This window comes from Coleofasciculus sp. LEGE 07092 (genome assembly GCF_015207375.1).
GTDB lineage: Bacteria > Cyanobacteriota > Cyanobacteriia > Cyanobacteriales > Coleofasciculaceae > LEGE-07092.
Genome location: NZ_JADEWY010000103.1, coordinates 1 through 24,708, shown reverse-complemented (window position 1 = coordinate 24,708; position 24,708 = coordinate 1). Strand labels below are relative to the sequence as shown.

The following is a 24,708-nucleotide window of genomic DNA, read 5'->3' as shown; positions in this document are numbered from 1 at the left end:
GAGCTGGGGAGAAAATTTGCTGACTGAATGTTGATTACAATCCCCCCACCTTCCTCACCCTCCTTATCTTCCCCGTTTTAAGGCAACTCCAACGACCCCCCTTAACAACATTTTGTATGGCAACAATTAACTTTATGACAACAGTTCTTTTGGTTGAAGATAGCTTGACGGAAACGGAAGTGCTAACTCGTTATCTCCGACAGGCAGGTTTGAATGTAGTCAGCGTTAAAAGTAGTGAGGAAGCTCACCTCAAACTTCAATCCCAAACACCGGATTTGGTAATTATGGACGTGATTTTACCGGGTCAAAGTGGATTTGAGCTGTGCAGACAACTCAAAACTAACCTTAGTACCCAAAAGATACCGATCGTAATTTGCTCGACCAAAGACACTGATGCTGACAAACTTTGGGGTTCGATGTTGGGAGCTAATGCCTACTTGCCAAAACCAGTAAACCAGCAACAACTGATGCAAATAATCCAGCAACTCACACACTCATGACTTCACTGGACTCATTCCTAACAGAACTTGACCCTCTCGCCTTTGACCCATTACCTCCAGATACCCGCCAGCGAATGCTCCGATTTCCCCTAGGTATCGAAGATAGTGCCCTGCTGCCCTTGGAGCAAATTGCGGAAATTATCCGTATTGAGGTGGGAGATATTCTGCCTGTTCCGGAGATGCCCACTTGCGTTTTGGGTATCTGTAACTGGCGGGGAGAAATGCTGTGGTTGATCGAACTCAACCATTTGATGGGTTATCCTGCTCTATTGCAAAACGGGCATATCTATGGATCAGTCGCGGTGATGGTAGTTCAGGTCGATGACCAATTTGTGGGTTTGATGGTATCGCAAGTTAATGATATCGAGTTACATGACTTGCAGCACCTCCAACCAGCCACCTCGGGTTTATTTCCGCCCAAACTCTTGCCCTTTATTCTGGGGGCATTACCAGGGAATAAGGGTGTGGTTTTGAATGCCACAGGCATCATTGAGTATCCCCTATGGCAAGTCCATAGAGGGATGTATTCAAGAGAAATAGGGTGACGGGGTGCACAGGGGCACAGGGGCACAGGGGCACAGGGGCACAAGAGCGGTAGAACTACATCTCTACCAACTTTTAGAAGGACTAGACACAAAGGATTAAGCTAATCATGCAAGAAATCGAGCAATCTCAGCAAGTACTTAACCCTGAGCCTGCGACCAATTCACCTTTAAAGAAAACTAATGGCGATAGCGAAGCGCTACAGCAAGGTGCAGATCAGACTTCTGTAGAGTCTAAGACAGAGTTAGCCGTCAACGCGGAGGACTATTTCAAGCAACAGCGGCAGTGGTTGCTCGATGTTGCTACTCGGATGCGCCGTGCCTCAACGATTGATACGATTGATGCTCTGCTGGAAACAACAGTGGCAGAGGTTCGGGAGCATTTTCAAGTAGACCGAGCGCTGATTTACCGCTTTGATAGCGATTACCCAAAGGGTAGCGCCAAGAATGATTGCCAAGGTGTAGTGGTGGCTGAGTCGATGGTGACGGGCTACACTCCTAGCCGAGGAGAAGATCTACCGGCTCTGGTATTTGGTGCCCAAGATCAGATTGATTACCAGCAAAAACAAATCGTTACGCTGAATCATCTCTACCAAGAGGTAACGAGTCCTTACCAACTTCAACTACTCAAACGCTTTCAAGTTAAAGCCAGTCTGAGTTTGCCGCTCATTCTAGCGAAGAAAGTTTGGGGTTTGTTAGTGGTGCAGCAGTGCTCTAGAACTCGGGTATGGCAGGAAGCCGAAATTAACCTGCTCTTCCAGATTGCCAGCCAACTAGCCCTCAACTTACAGCCGTGGGAACTGCTTACCCAACAGCGAGAACAGACTGAAAAGACCAAAATCGTTGGTAAAGTCGCGGCTAAAGTCCTCAAGAATATCCTTTATTCTCTGGATGTACCCACTGTTTTTAGCAGCGCTACTCGTGAAATCCGGCAGCAGCTCCAGTGCGATCGCGTAGCAGTCTATCGCTTCTTTCCCGATTGGAGTGGTGACTTTATCGCAGAATCAGTGAGTCCGGGGTGGATTCCCCTTGTTGGACCTGACATTAAAAAAGTCTGGGCTGATACCTATTTGCAAGAAACTCAAGGCGGTCGGTATCGTAATGAAGAAACCTTTGCTGTAGATAACATCTACACTGCCGGTCTTGCAAGTTGTCACATTGACTTATTAGAACAGTTTGAGGCAAAAGCCTACGCGATAGCTCCCATCTTTGAGGGCGATAAACTGTGGGGATTACTGGCAGCGTTTCAAAACTCTAGTCCGCGTCAGTGGGAAGTATCCGATACTAGTATGCTGGCTCTCGTCGGTCGGCAGTTTGGCGTCGCCCTGCAACAAGCAGAATACTTAAGTTCACTGCAAGCTCGGACGGGACAGTTGACTAAGGTTGCCGAACGGCAGCGAACTGTTACCCGCGTCATCGAAAAAATTCGCCAAACGCCTGACATTGAGAGCATTTTCAAAACAACCACTCAAGAAGTGCGTAAACTGCTTGATATCGAGCGAGTGACGATCTACAGGTTCCGCGACGACTATTTCGGAGATTTCGTCTATGAGTCGGAGTCTGGAGGATTCCCGAAACTCGTGGGCAGTGGTTGGGAAGATCCCTATCTCAATGAACACCAAGGCGGTCGCTTCCGCAATAACGAACCCTTGGTCGTCGATGATGTTTACCATGCTGATTTGACCGATTGCCATATCGAAGCCTTAGAAGACTTTGGGGTTAAATCCTGTGCAATTGTTTCTATTTTCCAAGGAACTAAGCTCTGGGGATTGCTCAGTGCCTTTCAAAACAGCACTGTACGACATTGGGAAGACGACGAAGTTAAATTGCTCCAGCAGATTGCAGCTCAACTGGGAGTAGCCCTGCAACAGGCAGAATACCTTAAACAGATTCAATCCCAATCCGAGCAACGCGCTAAGGAAATCGAACGAGAGCGAGCCTTAGCCCGAGTGGTTGATAAGATTCGGCAGCCCCTCGAGATTGACAAGATTTTCGAGACGACTGCCCAAGAAGTCCGACGACTACTCAATATCGAGCGAGTCACCATCTACAAGTTCCGCGATGACTATTTCGGTGACTTTATCGTAGAGTCTGAAACCGGAGGATGGCCCAAACTAGTTGGCAGTGGTTGGGAAGACCCCTATCTTAACGAACACCAAGGCGGTCGCTTCCGTGATAATGAACCCTTGGTGGTGGATGATATCTACCATGCCGAGCTGACCGATTGCCATATCGAAGCCTTAGAGTACTTTGGCGTCAAATCTTGCATGGTTGTCTCCATCTTCCAAGGAACCAAGCTTTGGGGATTGCTCAGTGCCTTCCAACACAGTAATCCACACCATTGGGAAGAGAGCGAAGTGCGGTTGCTGACTCAAGTGGGGACACAACTCGGCGTCGCGCTACAACAATCTGAATACCTGAAGCAGTTGCAGGAACAATCTGTCCAACTCACTAAAACTTCAGAGCTAGACCGAGCTACCACACGAATCGTCTCCAATATCCGCCAGTCCCTAGATGTGAATAAAATTTTCGCAACCACCTCTCGGGAAGTTCGACAGTTGCTCAAAACTGACCGAGTCGGTGTGTTTCGCTTTTACCCTGACTCTGGCTTTGATGATGGGGAATTCGTCGCTGAGGATGTCTTGTCTGAATATACCTCAGCCATGGAGGTCAGGATACACGACCACTGCTTTGGTGAGAAGCACGCGGACAATTATCGGCTAGGGCGTGTTTGGGCATCCCCTGACGTTTACAAGGAAAATCTAGCCGAGTGCCACCTTGCTATCCTTTCTCAGTTTCAGGTACGAGCCAACTTAGTTGTGCCATTACTGAAACAAAATCAATTGTGGGGACTGCTATGCATTCACCAATGTGATAGTGCGCGTCAGTGGCAGGACAGCGAGATTCAGTTTGTCAAGCAAATCGCGTCTCAGTTTGGAGTAGCCCTGGAGCAAGCCGAGTACCTTGAGCAAGTGCAGACTCAGTCGGCTCAATTGGCAACCATTGCCGAAATCCAAGAAGCGGTGTCAGGGGTTCTCACCAAGCTCAGTGAACTTGATCAAGAAACCACGATTTATCGTCTAACTACTACGGAAGTTCGGCAGTTGCTCAAGTGCGATCGCGCGGCAGTCTATCGCTTTGAACCAGACTGGAGTGGTAAATTTGTCGCCGAATCCGTATCGACGGGTTGGGTGCCACTGGTGGGACCCGATATCCAAACGGTTTGGGAAGATACTCACTTGCAAGAAACCCAAGGCGGTCGCTATCGTCACCGAGAAACCTTGGTCGTTGATGATATCTACCAGGTTGGTCACGCTGAGTGTCACATTGACATCTTAGAGCAGTTTGAGGTTAAAGCTTATTTAACCGCCCCGATCTTTGTAGGGGAAAAGTTGTGGGGGGTCTTGTGCGCGTATCAAAACAGTGAACCGCGCCACTGGAACAATGCTGAAATCACTGGCGTAACTCAAATTAGTCAAGGGGTGGGCATTGCCTTGCAGCGACTGAACTACTTGGGGCAGTTGCAGGCTCAATCGAGCCAGCAAGCGATCGTTGCCCAAACTCAAGAGACTGTATCTAAGGTTCTCACCAAGTTGAGTCAATGTGAGGAAGTAAACACGATTTATCAGCTCACAACTTTGGAACTCCGGCAATTATTTAAGTGCGATCGCGCCGCTGTCTACCGCTTCCTACCAGACTGGAGTGGCGTTTTTGTCGCCGAATCTGTATCAACAGGCTGGTTGCCACTGGTAGGTCCTGATATTCAAACCATTTGGCCCGATAGCTACTTGCAAGAAACCCAAGGCGGTCGCTATCGCAACCGGGAAAGCTTTGCCGTTGACGATATCTATGGGGCTGGTCATTCGGAGTGTCACGTCGAAATCTTAGAACAATTTGAGGTGAAAGCCTATGCCCTGGCACCGATTTTTGTTGGGGACAAGCTGTGGGGCATCCTCTGCGCTTACCAAAACAGCGGACCCCGCCACTGGACTAAGCCAGAAATCACAGCTCTAACTCAGCTTGGTCAGGGAGTCGGGATTGCCTTGCAACGGGTGGATTATTTGAAACAGGTGGAGCAGCAATCTCAAAAATTCGCCAAGTTAGCCGAGCGGGAAAGTAACTTTATCAACCTGCTCTACAAAACCGGACAGCGAATTGCCGAGCGCTTGCAACAGGGAACCCTTAATCCTGATACTCTATTGCGTGCCACTTGTCAAGAACTTCGGCAACTCTTTAAAACAGACCGGGTGGCAATCTATCGCTTCCATCCCGATTGGAGTGGAGAATTTACGATTGAAGATGTTGGTGGTGGTTACGTGAGGCTGGTGGGGACTGAATTGGCTCAGGTGACTGACCCTGTTTTGCAAGAAACCATGGGCGGTATCTATCGCAAAAGCCAAGCCAGTGCCATTAGCGATATTACCACAGCCGATAGTCTGACCTTTGATTTAGACCTGCTGACAGAGTGGGGTGCCAAAGCTTATGCGATCGCTCCTTTATTTAAAGGTGAGCAACTCTGGGGCTTGCTGACGGTTTACCACAACACCGAACCCCGAACCTGGGATGAAGGCGAAGTGAAGCTCTTGGTACAGATGGCAACCCAGTTAGGAATCGCCCTCCAGCAAGCGGAATCCGTAGAACAGGTTCAACAGCAGTCTCAGCAACTCGCAGAAGCAGCACAGCGAGAAAAAGGCGCGAAAGAAGTCTTACAGCAGTCTGTTATTCAGTTGCTATCGGCAGTGCGACCAGCATTGGAAGGTGATTTGACCGTCCGAGCGCCAATCACAGAAGATGAAGTTGGCACCGTCGCCTCGGCGTACAACACTACTCTGCAAAGCCTACAGCAAATTGTGCAGCAGGTGCAGGAGTCCTCTCGCAATGTTGCGACTACTTCTCAAAACAGTGAAGCGGCAATTTGGGGTCTTACTGCCCAAGCTCAACAGCAGTTCGTCGCTCTAGACAAGACTCTGGTACAAATTCAGACCCTAGTCAATTCTACAGAAGCTGTAGGAGCCAGCGCTCAAGAAGTAGAAGTCGCTGTTCAACGGGCAAACCAAACCGTCAAAACAGGGGATGAGGCGATGAACCGTACTGTGGATGGGATTCTGGATATCCGGGAAACCGTGGCGGAAACCGGCAAGCGGCTCAAGCGGTTGAGTGAATCGACCCAAAAGGTATCGCGGGTGGTGAATTTGATTAGCAACTTTACCACACAAACCCAATTGCTAGCGCTGAATGCCTCCATTGAAGCCACCCGAGCGGGTGAGTATGGGCGTGGTTTTGTGGTTGTTGCCGATGAGGTGCGCTCTCTAGCTCGTCAGTCAGCAGAAGCTACTACTGAGATTGCCCAGTTGGTTCAGGAAATCCAGATGGGTACGGCAGAAGTGTCATCGGTAATGGAAATGGGTATCCAACAGGTTGCTCAAGGTACTCATCTAGTGAATGATGCCCGCGAGAATTTGTATGCGATCGTAGAAGCCACCAGCCAAATTAGTCAACTGGTAGTCGGCATTACCCAAGCGACTCAGGCACAAACCGAGGAGTTGCAATCGGTGACGCAAACCATGACAGATGTAGCGACGATCGCGAATAAGTCTTCGGAAGAATCTATGGATATGTCTGCATCCTTTAAGGAACTTCTGACTATGGCTCAGAAGCTTCAAGCCAGCGCTGACCAATTTAAGGTCAGTTAGTCATTACTCATTAGTTATTAGTCCTTAGTCCTTGGCTGACGGCTAATGACTAATAACTAATAACTAATAACTAGCCATTCATCACTAGCAACTGACAGTTATCCAATGACTCATGACCAAAGTATTCGCGAACAAAGTTATCATTACTTCCTTGAAGAAGCGCCTGAGCTTTTGCAAGTCTTAGAACAAGAATTGCTGAATCTGAGAGTTGATTTTAATATCAATAAAGTCCACAACTTGATGCGGACGACTCACACCCTTAAAGGAGCAGCAGCCAGCATCGGACTGGAAACGATTAAAAGCGTTGCTCACTCCTTGGAAGATATTTTTAAATCGCTCTTAAATACTGAGCTAGTCATTGATGCAGACGTTGAAGCCTTAATTTTTGAGAGCTACGAATGCCTGCGTGTCCCCCTAACGGCTCAACTGACTGGTGGACAGGTTAATGAAGCTGAAATTCTCGACCGAACTGCTGCTGTTTTTACTCAATTGCAAGAAAAATTAGGAGACTGTTTCGGTCAAGATGCTTACATTCCCACGTCAGTAGAGTTAGGTTTTGATGTCACGCAGTCTATCTTTGAAGTCGGCGTCATCCAACGGTTAAATGAACTGACTGCCGCCCTAGATAGCGAACATCTACCCACAATCGCTAACACGCTGCGGGCTCAAGCTGAAATCTTTCTCGGTTTAGCAGAATCGCTAAATTTACCAGGGTTCGGAGCGATCGCGCAAACAGCACTCACTGCCTTAGATACCGCTCCAGATCAAGCGGTGGCTATTGCTCGAACAGCTCTGGTAGACTTCCAGAATGGACACGCTGCTGTCCTTGCAGGCGATCGCACTCAAGGGGGTCAAGTATCTCTGACTCTCCAGGAATTGGCTGGCTTTAGGGAAGAGGGAGCGGAGGAGCAAGGGAGCAAGGGAGCTGAGGAGCTGGGGAGCAAGGGAGCTGAGGAGCTGGGGAGCAAGGGAGCTGAGGAGCTGGGGAGCAAGGGAGCTGAGGAGCAAGGGAGCTGGGGAGCTGGGGAGCTGGATTTACTCTCTCACCCTAGTGTTTCTTTCTCTCAAGAGGAACCCGTCCACAATCAAGAATTAATCAATGAAGCGGAACTGAGCGATTTAACTAATTCACCTGAGTTAGAGTCAATAGAGTCAAGCTTGGAGGAATTCCATAACGAAGAATCTGACAACTCGCTCTTAGAGGCAATTTGGGGAGGGGAAACGTTTACCGATTTCCAAACCTCTGAACCCGTCGATGAGAGTAGCACAGAGGAGGTAGAACCAGAAACTGAAGAACAGAGGGATGAGGGCTTAGTTTTGAGTTCTACGGGAGTAATGGATGAACTTGTCACAGAACAACCGTCCGCGCCAAATTTCCAATCGCTCATTTCTCAAAAAGACTCCGTTGCTGCCTCTCAAACCATACGAGTTAATGTTGAGCATTTAGAACAACTCAATTACTCAGTTGGAGAACTGCTAACCAACCAAAACCACCAATCACTCCAGCATGATCAACTCCAGTCTGTAGTTCGAGTACTCCTTACCCGCCTCCAGCAACATCAGCGACTCCTTGAACAATTGCAGGATTGGTCTGACCGTCAGTCTATCGTGCGGGAACAACGGCAGACTAGAAGATGGGGAATGAGGCATGGGGAATGGGCAATGGGGAATAAAGCTCCTCAAGTCCAACTCCAAAGTCGATTTGATTCTTTGGAACTAGACAGCTATAGCGAATCTCATGTTTTAATTCAGTCGCTGATTGAAGATACGGTGCAATTAGCAGAGGCGGCTGAAGCGATTGACTTGTTTACTCACCAATCGAATCAGACTCTGGATAAACAACGCCGACTGCTGACCAATACCCGCGATATTCTTATGGAAGCGCGGATGTTGCCGTTAGGGGAAATTTTTGGTCGTTTCCCTCGCGTTTTGCAACAGTTAGAAATAACTCGCAATAAGTCAGTGGAGTTGACACTGCGGGGGACTGATGTTCTGGTGGATAAAGTTGTCGCCCAGAAGCTGTATGATCCATTGTTGCACTTGGTACGCAACGCCTTTGACCATGGCATTGAATCACCAGAAATTCGACAACAGCATGGCAAACCAAGGAAAGGTCAGATTGAAATTTGTGCTAGCTATCAGGGCAAGTACTTGGTGATTGAAGTTCGGGATGACGGTCTGGGATTGGATTTCGAGAGAATTCGCCAACGGGCAGCAGACCTTTTGTTTGATCCAGGACAAGCTAGCAGTCTTAGCGAGTCTCAACTCAAGGATTTGCTTTTTGAACCCGGCTTTTCTACAGCATCTGAGGTGAACGACCTTTCGGGACGAGGGATTGGTCTGGATGTGGTTCGCGCTCAGTTGCAGGCTTTACAAGGTTCGATTACGATTGAGTCCCAATCTTATCAAGGTACGACCTTCAGACTCCAAATTCCCCTAAACCTGACGATCGCTAAGTTGCTGTTGGTGCAATCTGACGAACAAGTCTATGCCTTACTAACCGATGCGATCGAGCAAATTATAATTCCTCAGTCTGACCAGTTGCGCTGTTGGGACGATGGTAAAGTTCTACGGTGGGGGCAGGGTGCGGCGGAACAACTTATTCCCATTTTCCAACTGGCAACTGTCTTAGATTATGGCTCACCGCCTCCCAAACCTTTAGTATTGCAGTCCCAGCACCCCTTGATTTCTCAAGAACAGCCGCAATTAATACCTCTGGTTCTCATTCGTTGCCAGGATAAGCTTCTGGGTTTGGAAGTTAACCAGTTAATCGGTGAGCAGGAATTGGTAATTCGTCCCCTAGGAGCAACGATTGCATCCCCTCGCTATATTTATGGGGGCAGTATTTTAGCGAACGGTCGGCTGACGCTGGTGATTGATGGTGCGACACTGATGCAGCACCTCTCTAATCAGTTTCAGGTTGAAGATTTGACGATGGGAGGTTTCACAGAAACAGAATCCACCCGCTCAACTCCTATCGGGGATACTAGGTTGCTGGGTTATCAAGCTCCCCAACTGCAAGCAGCAAACCAACCCCAGCAACAGTTACCCACCCAAAACCGTGCGGCTTTGCCAGCTTCACGGGATTTAGATATCCGAGTGCGATCGCATCCGACAGTACTGTTGGTGGATGATTCTGTGACTGTGCGCCAATCCTTGGCGATGACCCTACAGCATTCAGGTTATCAGGTATTGCAAGCCAGAGATGGTTGTGAAGCAATCGAGCAACTCCAGCGTCATCCACAGATTCAGTTGGTAATCTGTGATATTGAAATGCCGCGCATGAATGGGTTTGAGTTTCTCAAGCACTGCCAGCACGACTCGGTTTTAGCCTATATTCCGGTCGCAATTCTGAGTTCTCGATCTGGAGAAAAGCACCGCTTAATTGCCGAAGAGTTGGGGGCAATAGCTTATATTACGAAGCCTTATCTAGAACATGAGCTTTTGGCAATAGTGAGTGATGCGCTCAAGATAAAAATTCAGAATTCTACCGTGGATTTTAGGGAGTAGGGAGTAGGGAGTAGAGAGTGCTGAATACGACTAACCAATAACAGCAAACGAACGATGCAGGATGATTCAAGGGTAGAAAAATTCATTGTTTTTAAAATAGCCGATCGCTTTCTAGGACTGCCGATGAGGGACGTGCTGAAAGTGGTGAGCTCTCCTCCTGATAGTGGAGGACTCCGAGGGATGGGATTAGTCCGTCTAGGTCGTCATACCATCAGGGTTTTGGAGTTGCATCAGCAGTTCAATGGTGGGAATTTAGCGATCGCATCTGATTCCCCACCGTTTTTAGTCATTACCCGCACTGCCGATAGTGAACTCTGGGGGATTGCTGTGGATGAACCCCCTACTTTAGTGGAATTAAGCGGCGACATGGTGCAACGTCTTCCTGAATCTGACAGTCATGCCGATCCGTTGCGGATGGTAAGCCATACGGCGAGCCTAACTCACGAAGGAACCCCTGCCACTATTTTTTTATTAAATGCCCAGCGGCTACTAGAGCCTGCACACCAAACTTAGACCCTAGAGACGCGATATATCGCGTCTCTAAATCAGTCTTTGTTAAATAGACCTCTTGCGACTATTCGGTTTTACCAGTATCTGTTCCTTTCCTTATTTACCCATAAGAGCAAGATGTCTATTCAATTCCTGTCACTGAACCGATGATAGGTTCGTCGGCAATAGTGTCTAAACCGACTGATTCTAGCAAACTGCGCCAATCGCCTGCCACTTCTTGGTCGGTGGGATAGCGTTCGCGTAACTCAACTAAGGCAGTTAAGCTGTCAGTCCAGATGCCATACTCTGCATAGACAGTTGGACGATCGCGATCTTCTGCCTGTTCTAACTCACTCTCTAGCTGATCATCCATTGGCACTCGTTTGACCCATCCCTCTACAATCGCATCGCCTGCGGAGTCATTGGGATCGCATTGAACGGAGAAGAACCAGTGATAGGTCTGATTTTCCTCCAGCAAATTGGCATTTTCAGGAAGGCTAACGCTGATGATTCCGGGATTATTATCCTTCAGATCAATGGTTTCCTCATAGATGATCTCGTCGCCTTGTTCATTGAGCAGAGTGAAGGACGCTTCCTGTGCCTTGGTAGGACTCACGTAAACATAGAAGTTCGGATCTGGGACTACGGTAGATTCAATGGCAATTTTATCCGGTTTTGATGACTGCTCCGGGGTGAGTTTCGGCAGCAACGGCGTTACTGTTATCTCCTCGCCGTAACACATACGGGAACCCCGCGAGATTCCCCCAGTCCGACGCCGGGAAGCTCGGACACCCCGCACTTTAAATCTCAGGCGCTTATTCCCTACCAGGGTTTCTGAAGGAGCCTTTTGACCTTGGCTGGAAAAATTAGGCTTAGGGCTGGCAGTTGCTATGGTGCTGGCACTTACCACCAATCCCGCCGATAAAACCAAGGACAATGTTTTGACGTATACAGAAGGCTTTCTCATCTTGATTCCTTTCCAATGACAGCAATTGACCGAATTTCAGCTCATGAATCTAGTAGAGAGTTTAACCAATAAAAAAATATATGATTTTGACTACTCTGTCTTCAGGAAAGTTTCTCTAATCCTTCAACAAATCTTTAAAAATCATTAAAGCTTGAAGCTCTATACCTTCCTGAACCGTAATGGGTCTTGTGGTGGATTCAGCTAAATGTAACATTTGGCTAGACAACCATTACACAAGCAACATAGCAGTATAGGATATATGATATTATTTTAGCCAATCTTTATAGCAAAAGCAATTCAAATAACGCCTTATTTAGTAAAAAATCTTAACAAAGGGCGAGAGTAGGGAGTAGGAAAGAACTAGCGTTGTGCGTTAATTAACCCTCGAAGGATGAGGAGGCAATGCCATTATGATTTCTAAATTTTTTGAAAAATTTCGTTCGCTAACCACCTTTGGTGGAACGGTGATTCTTACCAGTGCCGTGGTTACGGGGGTGATAGTGGGGGTGCGGCAATTGGGAGGCTTGGAAGGCTTGGAACTCCGAACCTACGACCAACTGATGCGATCGCGTCCTGAGCCAGGTTCAGACGACCGGATGTTGGTAGTTGGAATTAGCGAAGAAGACATTCAGCAAATGAATGCGCCCAATATCCCTGATGGCACCTTGGCGGAGCTTTTACAAAAATTGGAGGAGTATCAACCGCGAGTAATCGGCATAGATATTTTGCGGGATGTGAAGGTCGAGACGGGTCGGGAGCAGTTAGTAAAAGTTCTCCAGGAAAACGAAAATATTATTGCGGCTTGTAAACTTAGTTCGCCCACTGAACCTGGAAATCCCGCTGCGCCTGGAGTGCCAGAAGAGCGGATTGGGTTTGCCGATTTGCCCCTCGACCGGGATGTGGCGATTCGCCGCGCGATCTTAGTTTCAATTCCCTTCCCCACCAAAGTTGCCATCGAAAATCCCCATTATTGTAATTACGTTTCTGAGGAAAACCAAATCCCCTCCTTTGCATTAAATACAGCAATGGTTTACTTGGAAGGCAAGGATATCTATCTAGACCAAACCGAAGAGGGAAACCTAGCATTAGGGTCAGCCGTATTCAAACCCCTAGAAGAGCAGTCGGGTGGATACTACAGCACTCGTGCAGAAGACTACCAGATTATGATCAACTATCGCTCCGGTCAGAATGCCGTAGAGCAAGTCACCCTGACAGATGTATTGGAAGGGAAAGTTGATCCGAATCTAGTGAAAGACCGAGTTGTCATGGTTGGTTATACAGCAACCACGAAGAATGACGATTTTGCCACGCCCTATAGTGCGGGTGGACAGGATAGAGTAGAAATGCCAGGGGTGGTGATTCACGCCCAGATTGCCAGTCAAATTCTCGCGTCAGCATTGGAGGGGCGACCTTCTATTTGGTATTGGTCTGGGTGGGGTGAAGTTCTGTGGATTTTCGGTTGGTCAGTTGTCGGCGGAACCTTGGCTTGGAAAATCCGCCGCCCGTGGATTTTGGTTCCGGCTGGAATCGGTGCGATCGCAGTTTTGTACGGAGCGAGTTATGCTTTATTTCTGCAAGCTGGATGGATTCCCCTAGTACCTCCAGCATTGGCGCTGGTCGTAACAGCAGGGGGTGTGATATTAATTGACCGCTATGCCCAAGCTGTTTATAAAGGCGTCAAAAAACTCCTGAAAATCGATATTGACATTGACCACTCTGAAAAAGAGCGTCAAGTAGCAGAAATTACAGAAAATGAAACATTCCAGGAGTTGCAGGCAAAAGCGAAAGAACTGCGGCGGCGCAAGAGTACTCCTACTGTTGAGGAGTCTACAACTGAAGATATTCCTCCGGTAATCAACGAATCGCCAGAGGTGCAGCCAACCGAACCTAAACAAGAAGACGAATCAGCCTCGCCAGATGACTACTTGCAGCAATTGCAGCGACGAGGCAAGCGGATGAAGAAAAAAGAAGACGACCATGAATAACACACAGCGAAAGGCTTTGTTAAAATTAGCCGCTAAAGTTCTGCAAGACCCTCAGATGCTGCGAAAAATGAGCGATCGCGTTTACGAGCTGATGCAGGAGGACTTGCGAACGAAGGTTGAACGTCGCAGATACTACAGAGGGTTCTTCTAATGGCTGACAACGGTAATATTGTCCACGAACTCAGCTACGTTACTGCCAATCGTTTTTATATTGAAATCGAAAGTCAGATTTCAGCATCATTTAGCGAGTGTTCGGGGTTGGGTGTTCAAGTTGATAAAGAGGTTTACTTTGAAGGAGGAGTTAACGAGCAACAGCGTATTTTTCTCAAGCAAGCTAAGTTTGATGATGTGACTCTAAAACGTGGCATTACTGATGATTTAGTCTTCTGGAATTGGGTCAGCACTATTCTCAATCCTGGGAAGAAAGAACGCCGCAACGTCAATGTTTTGGTATTTAACCAGTCAGGGGAAACCATGCAGTGTTGGACGTTAATCGGTGCTGTACCGGTGGGTTGGAAAACGGCTCCCCTACAAGCTAGCTCCAGTACGGTTGCCATTGAAGAGTTAACTCTAGCCTATGAAGGTTTGAAGGTGGTTGCCAAGCAAGGGGGTGGTGGTGCCAGTACAAAGGTTCAACGGGATGGATCGGGATTCTTCCCAAGTAACTAATTACCTTCTTAGTTCATCGAGATAGGGAGACTTTAGTTTGTTGCTTGTTGAAAAAAAATCCCGTTCTCGACCCCTTGAGAACAGGATGGCAGCGAAGTGAACCCGTATAAGTTGTGAGTGAGTTGATTACTCTCATCTGATTAGAGCTTAACCGTTAACTTGAAGGAGTGGTTAAAAGTTTTGATGAAGAATGCTGCCATTTAGATGAAGATTTGGCAAATTTTTGCTAACATCCTCCGACGAGGAATTATTGATTACAGTCACAGCGTACTGCTAGAGAGGTAGAATGCTATCTCTCTACTAAAATCCAACCCGGATCAAAGCTGTGCCAAAATTAACCCAGACTCTTATATCATCAACAATGGCTTGGGCAGCGGGTCAACAGCTATACGGGGGGCGTTATGTTATCGAACAGTTACTGGGTGAGGGTGGCTTTGGCATCACTTATCTCGCCCAGGATAAACGGGGAAATCCTGTAGTTATCAAGACGCTGAAGGACGAGGTACTCAACTCTAGTCAGCTCCAAAGCTTCCGGCGGAAATACCTGCAAGATTTTTTGAATGAAGCGCTACGGCTTGCCCTATCTCGACATCCTCATATCGTGCAGATTGAGAATGCTTTTCATGAAGGCGAACTGCCCTGCATGGTGATGGAATATATTGAAGGGGAAGACCTTTGGCAGCGTGTGAACCGAGATGGTGTTCTTATTGAAGTCGAAGCTTTACTTTACATTCAGCAAATTGGCGATGCGCTAACTGTCACCCACGAGAAGGGCTTGCTGCATCGGGATGTGAAGCCACAAAATATTCTAGTGCGTAAGGGTCGCCAAGCGGCAGTTTTAATTGATTTTGGGATGGCACGGGAGTTTATCCCCAATGTGGAACTAACTCATACTCAACAAGTAACTCACTGCTTTGCCCCCATTGAACAGTATGCCAAAGAAGCCAAACGGGGGGAATATACGGATGTCTATGCCCTAGCCGCAACTCTTTATTATCTTCTCACAGTACAAGTCCCACCCCCATCTCCGGCTAGAGCTGCGGGAGTTGCCCTCAAGCCACCCCAGCAGTTTAACCCTACTATCAGTGATTCGGTTAATGAGGCGATTGTTAAGGGTATGGCATTTGCTTCAGAGTACCGCCCCCAGTCTGTACCGGATTGGTTAGCGATGCTGATTCCAGATGATTATCGTCAGCTTCAGCAATTATTAGCCGCAGGACAATGGCGAGATGCCGATGAAGCAACTTATCTCAAAATGCTAGAGGTTGCAGGCAGAAAACCAGAAGGCTGGCTGCGAATTGAAGATATTGAAGCCTTTCCCTGCGACGATTTGCGCGCGATTAACCAACTCTGGGTTAGATACAGCAACGGACGGTTTGGGTTTAGTGTGCAAAAGTCTATTTGGGAAAGCGTAGGCGGTAAACCGGGCATTGATGATTATGAAACGGAAAAGAATTATGCCGAGCAGGTAGGATGGCGGGTGAATAACGAGTGGCTTTTCTACGACAACCTTACTTTCACTCTTGATGCGCCACCCGGACATCTGCCGACAGGGGTGTGGGGGTTGCTTCCTCCCATTTGGGTGGGTTCTATCGGATTTTTTTCGCGAGTGGGGAACTGTAACATTTAGCTGTCATTGATTTTAACCTGATTGACTGGCAAAAGTCCTTTATCAAATCTTCATACAAATCTCTGTCTATTTACAGAAGCTTCATCATGAATTAATTGGTGATGATTTACATTCAAATTTATCTTCCTAAAAATCCTGCTTAATCTCCTACAGTTATAGCAACTGCCAAGACGGTTAGGACATATAGCATTTTTACTGGAGATGTAAACAAGCAACCCTTTCTCAGTAAGACTTTCAGTGCTTTGGCTGTACACGAATCATCTAAAAATACTATATATGAATTTAGTAGAGACGTTCCGCCGGAACGTCTCTACCAGAGTTTGTCCTAAGATATGTGTCCACTGCTATAGATTTGAAAACCGAATAAAAAGAATACAACTATTTTTATCTTTTCCAAGTTTCACCCTTGAGAAAATTTAGTTTCCTTTAGTAACAATCTGGATAGAAACCATGGAAACGTAAGTTCTTAGGGGTTTCTCCGAAAGAAGGATGGTTTATCTTAACAAACCTGTCAAGTTTAGCTGATGCAGATTCTGCCTATAAACGAAGATTTGATATAGAACCTTGTCAGGAGCTAGTTACTGAATTGATAAAATTTAATCTCAACAAGCGCTCCTGTTATCAAGAAAGTCTGCGGGCTACAAGCTTGACTGGAACTGCATTTTAGCCCTTTTCGCTACCCTATCAGGCGGAGTTTATACTTACGACTTTCGCTATCTCTGGTAATGATTTTCTTTTGATTGGTGACATTATTGCCGTCTGTAAATAGAGGGTTAACTGCTGACACCTGTATCAATCACCAGGGAATCCCGTGGCATAATGTAGAGCATTTGCTCAACTCAAAAGTTCAGTACAGCAGAGTGAACTCGTCCACTCGACTAGATCTCTGTAAGTGGCTGCTTCTGACTAGATGAGGCAGATATACCTTGAAAGTCCCATTATTCTGGAGCGTAAGGCTATAGTGAAAATTTTGGTGGTTGGTAATGGAGGACGCGAACACGCCCTAGTTTGGAAACTGCTGCAATCCAAGCGCGTTCAGCAGGTAATCTGCTTTCCCGGTAATGGTGGCACGGCAACTACCGAGCGTTGCCAGAATATTTCGTTACGAATTGATGATTTTGAGGGAATGGCTCGGTTTGCGCTGGTTCACGGTGTTTCTTTAGTCGTTGTCGGTCCAGAACTGCCCCTAGCTTTGGGAATTACCGATTACCTGCAACGCCAGAACCTAGTGGTTTTCGGTCCAACCAAGGCAGGCTCTCAGATTGAGGCGAGTAAGGCTTGGGCTAAAACGTTGATGAAGTCTGCTGGCGTTCCCACACCTGACTTTGCCGTATTTACAGATGTTGATGCCGCGACTGCCTACGTCAAGGATCGGGGCGCACCCATCGTGGTGAAAGCAGATGGATTGGCAGCCGGTAAGGGAGTGATAGTTGCCGCCACCGTTGAAGAGGCACAAGCTGGCGTTGAGTCATTGTTCAAGAACGGCTTTAGTACTGTAGTGATTGAAGAATGCCTGACAGGTCAAGAAGTTTCAGTATTAGCGCTAACAGATGGTGTGAGTGTTCGCTCCCTGCTACCTGCACAAGATCACAAGCGTATTGGTGAGGGGGATACCGGACCGAATACGGGAGGTATGGGCGCTTATGCCCCAGCCCCCCTAGTTACTCCTGCCTTGATGACACGTATCGAGCAAGAAATTCTCCAGCCGACTGTTGACGCCCTGCGCCAGCAAGGGATTGACTATCGGGGTGTCCTCTACGCCGGGTTGATGATTACCCCCCAAGGCGATCCGATAGTGCTGGAATTTAACTGTCGCTTTGGTGATCCCGAAACTCAAGCCATTCTGCCTTTGCTAGAAACTCCCTTAGAAGACTTGCTCCTGGCTTGTACTCAGCAGCGACTGGCGCAAACTCCACCGATTACTTGGAAGTCAGGGGCAGCAGCTTGTGTTGTCGCGGCGGCTGAAGGGTATCCAGGTTCTTACAAAAAGGGTCAAGCGATCGCTGGCATTGAAAAAGCTCAAGAAAAGGGAGCCACTGTATTCTGTGCAGGAGTTCAGCTCAAGCACCAACAACTCCTCACCGATGGCGGTCGGGTGCTGTCGGTGACGGCAACAGGTGAAACACTAGAAGAAGCGATCGCGGGAGCTTATGGGGCAATGGATTGTATTGAGTTTGAGGGAATTTACTATCGTAAAGATATAGGTCATGCCGTGACGAGAGCGGGATCTATGTCCGCTTAAAGGATTACGACTATCCAGGAAGTCGTTCCCCTCCAAGGCTTTTAAGCTCGGACTGCGGACACACAGAACCCATCCCAACCCTTAACCAAGCAGGGCACGAGAGGCAGAATCGAGCTTAGAGAATTGGAAAATTAGTCAAAAAGGGGCTTATCCTTAGATAAAAGCACCTACCTTTAAAAAGGACTGTTTGTCGTTGTCTTTTGTTGATGCTGGGAAACCCACCTTGCTAGCCTTCCTGAAAACCCTTCGAGAAGTTATCGCCCGTTGGTGGTCAGAGTTTACACTCCAGACCCGATTGATGGCGGCAGCCACTTTAGCCGTCTCCTTGATTATGAGTGGCTTGACCTTCTGGGCAGTGAACACGATTCAACAAGACGCGAGAATAAACGACACCCGTTTCGGTCGTGATCTCGGTCTGTTGCTAGCCGCAAATGTCGCCCCTCAGATTGCCGAAAATAATCTTACAGAGGTAGCTCGCTTCTCCCACCGCTTCTATAGCAGTACCTCTAGCGTCCGCTACATGATCTATGCGGACGAAGATGGCAGGATTTTTTTTGGCATCCCGTTTTCAGAATCTGAAGTGCAGAACTCCCTGACCATTCAGCGTCGGATTCAGCTTCCAGAAGACTATGCCAAAAGCTCTGAATTGCCGATGGTGCGGCAGCACCTGACCCCTGATGGGGAAGTAACGGATGTTTTTGTACCCCTGATGCATGAAGGCAATTATCTAGGGGTTTTAGCGATTGGTATTAACCCCAATCCCACAGTCGTTGCTTCCTCAAATTTAACGAGAGACGTGACCATCGCCGTCTTTATCTCCATTTGGGTGATGGTGATTTTGGGGGCAGTCTTCAACGCCCTAACCATTACTAAACCAATCAAAGAACTGCTTGTGGGAGTCAAAAATATCGCGGCAGGAAATTTCAAGCAGCGAATTGACCTACCTTTTGGTGGAGAATTAGGGGAACTCATTCACAGCTTCAACGAAATGGCAGAGCGATTGGAGCGCTATGAAGAACAAAATATTGAGGAACTGACGGCTGAGAAAGCCAAGCTAGAAACTCTGGTTTCTACAATTGCCGACGGTGCTGTCCTGCTCGATACCAACTTCAAAGTAATTTTGATCAACCCCACAGCGCGGCGCATTTTTGGTTGGGAAGGCAGTAACCTTAACGGCGAAAATGTCCTGCATCACCTGCCTGGGACGGTAACAATGGAACTAACGCGACCCCTGTATCAAATTGCGGCTGGGGAAACATCGACAGACCGGGAACGGGAAGGTGAAGAGTTCCGAATTAGGCTGACCGAACCAACACCCCGCACCGTCCGCATCCTCTTAACCAGGGTTTTTGACCAGTACCGTGAGACGATCAAGGGCATTGCCATGACTGTGCAAGATATTACCCGCGAGGTTGAACTCAACGAGGCAAAAAGCCAGTTTATCAGCAATGTCTCTCACGAACTGAGGACGCCCCTATTTAATATCAAATCCTTTATCGAAACACTGCACGAATACGGCGAAGACCTGAGTGAAACAGAACGCCAGGAGTTCCTGGAAACGGCTAATAGCGAAACTGACCGTTTAACCCGTCTCGTTAACGATGTCCTAGACCTATCACGACTGGAAACATCCTGTCGGATTTATCATTTTGAACCCGTAGACATGGCTGGACCAGTGGAGCAAACCCTACGCACTTACCAGTTAAATGCCCGTGACAAAGGCATTGAACTGGTTCACGACATTGCCCCCCATTTACCCCCGGTTTTGGGTCATTACGATTTATTGCTGCAAGTGTTTGATAACCTGGTTGGTAACGCCCTGAAATTTACCGAACCAGGTGGGCGAGTAGCAATTCGTGCCTATCAACTAGAACCCAATCGCAATCATCACCATGACACAGGTCGAGTGCGGATTGAAATCTCTGATACGGGCATTGGAATTGATTTAGAAGACCAAGAAGCAATTTTCGAGCGATTTTTTCGGGTAGAGAACCGAGTTCATACTCTAGAAGGCACGGGATTGGGTCTTTCTATTGTCAGAAATATTATTGAAAAACATCACAGCCGAGTATATCTAATCAGCGAAGTGGGCGTGGGTACGACATTCTGGTTTGACTTGGATGTTTGTGTGGAAAAACAACCAGAGGTCGAACATCAGGTAGCTAATGAAACGGCTATCGCCAAAGATACTGACTCTGCTACTGTTGTTCTTTGAAACAATTAATGCAAGACAAGATCTAATATTGCTCATTCAAGTAGAGTGCGTGTCATATTGAGAGTTAAGATGGTACTTTCTTCATCCCCTTTTTAGAAGACGCGATCGCCACGACTCCATAAACCTTTATCCCATAGTTGTGTAAAATCTGAGCTGCCGATCGCACAGTGGCACCGGTGGTATAAATATCATCAACAATTAGCACGGGTGAGTTGGGGGAATTTCGGCGAAGGCTTTTGCTAATTTCAAAAGCATCTGCCAGATTTTGCGATCGCTCTTGCACCGATAGCCCAAACTGCGCCTCAGTTTCCCGAATGCGTTCTAAACCCAAGGGTTGATGAGAATAACCTGTGAACTGGCAAAAACTTTGAGCAATGAGTTCTGCCTGATTAAAACCCCGTTTTTGCCGCTTGCTGGGGTGGATGGGAATCGGAACCACCGTTAATTTTTTGCTTCCCTTGACAGCAGGAGATTTCAGCCAAGCTTCACCTAACCAGTAACCCAACGGACGCGCTAACTGGGGTTTGTTGTCATATTTTAGAGCAGCGATCGCCCGTTTCAAGACACCCCCATAATTCCCCCAGACGAATACGGGTAACTCTTCTTGCCAGAATTCGCTTGGGTTACTCATTTGACAGCGCTGCAACTGCCGTTGACAGTACTCGCACAGTTCCGCCTCAGCGGGGCGATCGCATAATGGGCAGTTGGATTTCAGAAAGAGAGCAAGTAGGCTATTTTTGAGTCGCTCAATCTCCTTTACCATAGGCTTTCCTTACTCTCCTCCCCCTTGAAACCCAGTAAAACAGGTATCTGCCCGTCTTTATGAATGTAGCAGGCAAGATCCCTGCACTATTTTTTTAAATAGGGGGTGACACCCCTCATCCTTAATGTGCTATAGTTTGTTATGTAGATGCACCCTGATAATCAAGAGAGTCGCGCAAGTGACTCTTTTTTCTTTTGATAAGCTGGTGCCTCGCAGACGTAGTCGTGTCAGCTCCCCTAGCTGCCCTAGAGCAGGAAAGCTAGGGGCTTAATTGCCTACTTATCCTAGCTACTAGCGGCGGTGGCAGTTTTTTGCTGTTGGGCAGAACTTTGAGTTCCCAGTTGAATGAGTTCAACTTTATAGCCATTCGGGTCTTCCACAAAGGCAATGACGGTAGAACCATGCTTCATGGGTCCTGGTTCCCGCACAACTTTACCATCCTGTGTCTTGATTTGTTCACAGGTAGCGTAAATATCATCAACGCCGATAGCAATGTGTCCGTAAGCGTTGCCCAAGTCGTATTGGTTAACACCCCAATTGTAGGTGAGTTCGAGTACCGTGTGATCGGACTCATCCCCATACCCCACAAACGCCAAAGTAAATTTACCGCCTGGATAGTCTTTTTGACGGAGTAACTTCATGCCTAGCACGTCGCAGTAAAACTTGAGGGATTCATCGAGATTGCCAACACGCAGCATTGTATGCAGCATTCGCATATAAAAAAAACTCCTTACGTTTCCTTATCTTTCTTTGCTCTCATTCTAGGCAAGCCCTTTAATAATCGTTTAGCAAATCTTGTGCGATCGCTACTGCCACCCATGCCTGTACTGACGGTAATGTAGAGTAAGCTATCAAAATCTTCTAAGTGTACCCATCGCTTCCTACGCACTCCGCCCTGCCTGCTTTACTCAAAGACATGACAAACCAGCCCGAACCATCCCAGTCCAATCAAGCCCTTGATAGTATCAACTCGAACACAGACTTAGCCTCAACCAATGGAAAATCCTTGGCAGTCGTGCAAGAAAATCACCAAGAGCAACACTTATCTATTTTGTCGCAGTCTCAGTTGGCAAGTCAGGGGAGTCCCACTCAAAAGGCGATCGCTAATCCATCGGTTATTATTCTGAGTGCGATCGCTATCCTGATTGTGGGGTTAGCTCTCGATAACTTCTGGATTGGAGTAACAGGAGTCATCGTCACGTTACTGTTGTCGGTAGTGGTACTTTGGTCCCCCGTGCAGCGATCGCTCAATGAGGCGTTATCCCCCCAGCAGCAATTGCAACTCGTTGCTATCTGCGGAGTAGTAGTTGCCGTTATCGCTCTGGCTTTCTTGACTGGGTTCACAAAAAAGTTTGATTCGGTTGGCTCACTAGCAGAATGGATCGGAGCTTTAGGACAAATTCTAATCGCTATCTTAGCGGTTTATATTGCATGGCGGCAGTACATTATTTCCAAAGACCTAACTATTCAGCAAAATATAATTACCCAGCAGCAAACCATTGATGCTTACTTTCAAGGTATCAGTGATTTGGCATTGGATGACGAAGGGTTGCTAGAAGACTGGCCCCAGGAACGGGCTTTTTGTGAGGGACGAACAGCCGCTATTCTGAGTAGTGTAGACGCCCTTGGTAAAGCTAAAGTTCTGAGATTTTTGTCCCAGTCCCGGTTGTTAACCCCTCTAAAACGCGATCGCCATTTGGGACGCCCGATGCTAGATGGTGATGGAGGATACCAAGAAGACCGCCTCTATGGTGTGCGCGTGATTGAATTGAATGTTATGTTGGCTGGGGCTGATTTAACTGGAACCGATCTGCGCTGGACGGAATTAAGCGATGCCAACATGGTTCGCGCTAATCTCAGTCTCTGCGACTTGGTAGGAGCTAATTTGTCTCGGACTATTTTGTATGAGGCTATCCTAGCAGGTGCTGATATGAGGGGAGTGCGTCTGTTCTACGGATTAGTGGAAATCGCTAGTCCCCGTAGCCGCATTCAACCTCCCAATTACCAAACGGGTGCTTATACGGGTGCGGTGGTTGAGGGAGTTAATTTCACTGCTGTTAAGCGGCTAGATGACGAACAGCGAAAATATTGCTGTTACTGGTGTGGGGAACAATCTCGAAAGACAATTCCTGGTGGTTGTGAAGGAATTGAAAATAAGTTAGGTCGATAATTATCAGGCTTACTGAGAAGGGTGAAAGATCTCAGATGCAACTCCCTTAGCTGACTCGCTATCCCACCAACAACCCATCCGCCCTCGTCCGCTCTCATTACCGTTGCCACCCTGACCCTAACCTGCCAGTTGTAGGATCAAATAACATTAGTAACTCTTCGCAGTCCCATGACACTAACGCAGGTTTGGGGTGCTTTGCTCATCTTTACCGCCTGTCCTCTCTTGGGTGGACTTCCCCTAATTTCTTGGATTACTTACGCATTAACCCGTATTCAGCTATCCCGCGTCGGTACGGGTAACGTGTCCGTTTCCGCTGCTTTCTATCACGGGGGACGCTGGGTTGGTATCCTGGCAGTGCTATCAGAAGCATTTAAAGGTATTGCTGCCGTTTTACTTGCCGGTTATTTCTTTCCCACCGAACCTGCCTGGGAACTCATTGCTCTAATTATGCTGGTGATGGGCCGCTACTGGATGAGTAAAGGTGCAGGAACAACAAACGCGGTCTGGGGTATTGTGGTTCATGATTGGAAAGTAGCGCTATTTGTATTTGTAATAGGGGGCATTAGCTTTACTATTTTCCGCGATCGCACTAGCGGACGCCTCAGTATCTTAATATTGATTCCAATTATCTTAGCGCTACTGCATCCCCAAGACTCAGCCAGAATCGTTACAGCGATCGCACTGGGTCTGTTGTTAGCCTGGATTTATCATAAAATTCCCGATGATTTAAACCTTCCCAGCGAGGAAGGAAAGGTAGAATCTCAATCCGTGTTTCGTTTTTTTCGAGGCGATCGTGCCATTATTTCTTTAAATCAGGAACTGGATGCTCGTCAAGTCGGGCAGAAAGCTGCCCATCTATCTCAACTCAAACGTTGGGGTTACGCTGTGCCGACAGGTTGGGTACTGCCACCGGGAGATGATGCGCAACCTCTGATTGAAAACCTACCCATTTCTGAATCTGAACCCCTGGTTGTGCGTTCTTCTGCCATAGGAGAAGATTCGGAGTCCTCTTCCGCAGCAGGACAATATCAAAGTGTTGTAAATGTTACCAGCAGACCCGCACTCCAGGAAGCCATTACCCAAGTTTTAGCCTCCTACCATAACCCAAGCGCTACCCAGTACCGCCGCAACCGCGACTTACCCGACACCTCAATGGCAGTGCTGGTTCAAAAACAAATCCAAGGGGTTTTTTCCGGTGTGGCATTCAGTCGTGATCCGATATCCCAACAAGGAGACGCCGTGGTAATTGAAGGATTACCTGGAGATGCAACTAGGGTTGTATCCGGTCAGGTGACACCGGAACAGTATCGGATTTATCTTCCAGAATTGGGGG

The 24,708-nt window shown here is 47.6% G+C and carries 17 protein-coding genes; 13 read left to right on the top strand and 4 right to left on the bottom strand.

The genetic code is table 11. From position 1 onward, the window contains the following. Positions 1-134 precede the first annotated feature (134 nt). The 5 genes from IQ257_RS21845 (at position 135) to IQ257_RS21825 (ending at position 10,758) form a co-directional block, all read left to right on the top strand. Positions 135-500: a response regulator transcription factor gene (locus IQ257_RS21845; protein WP_193876784.1), complete on the top strand. Its 366-nt coding sequence runs from the start codon at positions 135-137 to the stop codon at positions 498-500. Then, positions 497-1,045, top strand: coding sequence for a chemotaxis protein CheW (locus tag IQ257_RS21840; protein WP_193876782.1), 549 nt, complete (start codon positions 497-499; stop codon positions 1,043-1,045). The genes IQ257_RS21845 and IQ257_RS21840 overlap by 4 nt, the downstream gene beginning before the upstream one ends. A 107-nt stretch (positions 1,046-1,152) precedes the next feature. Then, a complete protein-coding gene (locus IQ257_RS21835) occupies positions 1,153-6,735 on the top strand; it encodes a GAF domain-containing protein (RefSeq protein WP_228060908.1) in 5,583 nt (1,860 codons plus the stop codon). Between the two features lie 105 nt (positions 6,736-6,840). Continuing rightward, positions 6,841-10,245, top strand: coding sequence for a hybrid sensor histidine kinase/response regulator (locus IQ257_RS21830; protein ID WP_193933225.1), 3,405 nt, complete (start codon positions 6,841-6,843; stop codon positions 10,243-10,245). A 54-nt stretch (positions 10,246-10,299) separates the two neighbouring features. After that, entirely contained in the window at positions 10,300-10,758 is a 459-nt protein-coding gene (locus IQ257_RS21825) for a chemotaxis protein CheW (protein WP_193876778.1), read from the top strand. Positions 10,759-10,876: 118 nt separating this feature from the next. On the opposite strand, the gene IQ257_RS21820 is transcribed toward IQ257_RS21825, so the two are convergent. After that, entirely contained in the window at positions 10,877-11,701 is an 825-nt protein-coding gene (locus IQ257_RS21820; RefSeq protein WP_193876776.1) for a DUF928 domain-containing protein, read from the bottom strand. A gap of 410 nt (positions 11,702-12,111) precedes the next feature. Here IQ257_RS21820 and IQ257_RS21815 point away from each other — a divergent pair, with 410 nt between their 5' ends. The 6 genes from IQ257_RS21815 (at position 12,112) to nblS (ending at position 20,442) form a co-directional block, all read left to right on the top strand. Then, a complete protein-coding gene (locus IQ257_RS21815; RefSeq protein WP_193876774.1) occupies positions 12,112-13,686 on the top strand; it encodes a CHASE2 domain-containing protein in 1,575 nt (524 codons plus the stop codon). Further along, on the top strand, positions 13,679-13,837 hold the full coding sequence (locus tag IQ257_RS21810) for a hypothetical protein (RefSeq protein ID WP_193876772.1): 159 nt from the start codon (positions 13,679-13,681) through the stop codon (positions 13,835-13,837). Before IQ257_RS21815 ends, IQ257_RS21810 begins: the two co-directional genes overlap by 8 nt. Further along, a complete protein-coding gene (locus IQ257_RS21805; protein WP_193876770.1) occupies positions 13,837-14,355 on the top strand; it encodes a phage tail protein in 519 nt (172 codons plus the stop codon). The genes IQ257_RS21810 and IQ257_RS21805 overlap by 1 nt, the downstream gene beginning before the upstream one ends. Before the next feature lie 325 nt (positions 14,356-14,680). After that, positions 14,681-15,985, top strand: a complete 1,305-nt coding sequence (locus IQ257_RS21800; protein ID WP_322744432.1) for a serine/threonine-protein kinase — start codon at positions 14,681-14,683, stop codon at positions 15,983-15,985. 961 nt (positions 15,986-16,946) lie between these two features. Continuing rightward, entirely contained in the window at positions 16,947-18,227 is a 1,281-nt protein-coding gene (purD, locus tag IQ257_RS21795; RefSeq protein WP_193876768.1) for a phosphoribosylamine--glycine ligase, read from the top strand. 223 nt (positions 18,228-18,450) lie between these two features. Beyond that, complete coding sequence (gene nblS, locus IQ257_RS21790) at positions 18,451-20,442, top strand: two-component system sensor histidine kinase NblS (RefSeq protein WP_193876786.1); 1,992 nt, start codon at positions 18,451-18,453, stop codon at positions 20,440-20,442. Positions 20,443-20,506: 64 nt separating this feature from the next. Here nblS and IQ257_RS21785 read toward each other — a convergent pair whose 3' ends face one another. The 3 genes from IQ257_RS21785 to IQ257_RS21775 all read right to left on the bottom strand — a co-directional run bounded on the left by IQ257_RS21785 (position 20,507) and on the right by IQ257_RS21775 (position 22,094). Then, positions 20,507-21,205 carry a ComF family protein gene (locus tag IQ257_RS21785; RefSeq protein WP_193876766.1) on the bottom strand — a complete coding sequence of 233 codons (699 nt, stop codon included), beginning with the start codon at positions 21,203-21,205 and terminating at the stop codon, positions 20,507-20,509. Positions 21,206-21,489: 284 nt separating this feature from the next. Continuing rightward, entirely contained in the window at positions 21,490-21,921 is a 432-nt protein-coding gene (gloA, locus tag IQ257_RS21780; protein ID WP_193876764.1) for a lactoylglutathione lyase, read from the bottom strand. Between the two features lie 14 nt (positions 21,922-21,935). After that, positions 21,936-22,094: a hypothetical protein gene (locus tag IQ257_RS21775; protein WP_193876761.1), complete on the bottom strand. Its 159-nt coding sequence runs from the start codon at positions 22,092-22,094 to the stop codon at positions 21,936-21,938. 27 nt (positions 22,095-22,121) lie between these two features. On the opposite strand from IQ257_RS21775, the gene IQ257_RS21770 reads away from it, so the two are divergent. Then, on the top strand, positions 22,122-23,375 hold the full coding sequence (locus IQ257_RS21770) for a pentapeptide repeat-containing protein (protein ID WP_193876759.1): 1,254 nt from the start codon (positions 22,122-22,124) through the stop codon (positions 23,373-23,375). 168 nt (positions 23,376-23,543) lie between these two features. Further along, positions 23,544-24,708: glycerol-3-phosphate acyltransferase (locus IQ257_RS21765; protein ID WP_193933223.1), on the top strand; the 1,165-nt coding region annotated here is incomplete at its 3' end.